The organism is Actinobaculum sp. oral taxon 183 str. F0552, assembly GCF_000466165.1.
GTDB lineage: Bacteria > Actinomycetota > Actinomycetes > Actinomycetales > Actinomycetaceae > Peptidiphaga.
The window spans coordinates 1-1,815 of the sequence record NZ_KE951417.1; the positions used below are offsets into that span (position 1 = coordinate 1).

General features: G+C 75.6%; 1 pseudogene. It reads right to left on the reverse strand.

Going from position 1 to position 1,815, the window contains the following annotated elements:
- Window positions 1-1,763, reverse strand: a pseudogene (locus HMPREF0043_RS03410) (hypothetical protein); the annotation flags it as partial.
- Window positions 1,764-1,815: the final 52 nt, after the last annotated feature.

A 1,815-nucleotide genomic window follows, 5' to 3' on the forward strand; every position in this document is an offset into this window, starting at 1 on the left:
GTCCTCGCGTGCGCGGCGGCGGCCTTCAGACTCGCGGACAGCTCGCGGCGCCGGCTCCGCCACCGCCGGTGCGCCGAGCCGATCGTGCGCAGCGTCGCCCACGGCCCGGGGCCTTGCGCGTCGAGTTCGGCGAGCCGCCCCTCCAGGTCTCGACGGTCGTGTTCGGCGCGGTCGCGGCGGTCCCGCAGCTGGACGGCCGCCTGCTCGGCATCGCGCATCTGCGCGGTCGCGGCGGCGATGGCCTTCCGTTCGTCGGCCATCCGCCCGGGAAGCTCGACGTGGACCACCCGCCGATTGTCCGCCTCGACCCTGCGTCTGAGCAGGGCCTGCGCGTGCTGCTCCGCGCGGAGGAATTCCTCCCGGGCCTTGTGCCATGCGTGCGCGCAGGCCTCCGGCTGCCGCTCGCGGTCGGCGAGCACATCGAGCCGGAAGGCCTCGCCGAACCTCTCACGGTCCCCTTCCAGGCACGCGGCGAAAGGGCCCCATGCGGCCCCGCCGGGGCCTTCCCCGCGGGCGGCGTCGGAGCCCTCCTCGCTCCCGGGCGTTCCTTCGTCGCGGTCGCCGGATCCCCCGCCGGCGCGTCGCTGCCCGGCGCCTCCCGGGATCGAGAGGCTCTTGGCGAGGGCTTCGGCCGCCTCGTCGTCGGCGCCGACGACGACCATCTCGAAGCCGGTCAACTCGGGCGCGAGCCGGCGGATCGTGCGGGTGCGCCCCGCCCCGTCGTCCCTCCACCTGAGAGGGCCTCCCGTGAAGGCGCTCCGAGGATCGGTCAGTCTGGCCAGGCGCCGCGCCCGCTCGACGACGTTGCCCGCCGCGATCTCCCGGAGCAGCACCGTCCTCTCGGCCTCCTGCGGGCCGTTGACGGCGAACAGGTCGCTGTGCTTGTCGATGTCGAGGAGCGCCTGGTTGACGGCGAACTGTTGGCCGCGCGTGAGGTGGCGGTCCGGGTCCGCCGGCCAGCGGCCGAGCGGTATGCGGGCGGCGGAGAGCTGGGCGTCGACCTTCCCGGGGTGTCCGCGCACGTCGCTTCGCTGCGCCGTGTTGATCGTCCGCGCGGGGGCCAGGAACTGCCACAGGGCGTCGCCTATGTCGTCGTCCTCCAGGCTCTCGCGGACGTCGAGCAGCTCGCCCAGGACGAAGCCGTTGACCAGGGTCGAGGCGGACGGCCCGCCCGGGCCCCGGCCGTCCGCGTCCACGTCCGCGGCGACGCGCCTCGTCTCGATGCGCACCGCCTGCGCGGCCAGCCGGGGGATGCCCTGGACGCCCGCCGCCTTGTGCGCCAGGGCGACGAGCCGGCCGAGCCCGTCTGCGTCGAGGGGGAGGGGAGGGGCCGGGACGTCGCCGTGAGGATCGCCCTCCGGATCCGTCCCGGACGCCGCACGGCCGGCCGCGAACTCCGCTACCCTTTCCACGAAGGCTCTCTCCGCTCGATGGAATCCCAGAAGCCACGTCGGGTCGTCGCAGCCGGGGTCCTTCGCCCGTCCGACGCCCCACAGCGCGGCGGACAGGCCCACGGCCTCCGGCCGGAGGCGCCCGGAACCGTCGAGTTCGACGACCGCGCAGGCCCCGGTCCCGGCGGCGCGGGAGGTGCGGGGGCCGTCGTCGTCGAAGACGCCCTGGAGCTCCCCGTAGACGTCCTCGATCGCGTAACAGCCGAGGAAGCACGTGTGGCGCCACTCGTAGCGCCGCGTCCCCTCCCGCCCGCCGCGGAGACGGGACGCCGGCCTTTCGCCGACGGCGGCATCGCCGTCTGCGTCCCGCACGTCTCGGGCTTCGCCGCCGGCGGGCCCTCCGCCCCGCTGACGAGGCGGGACG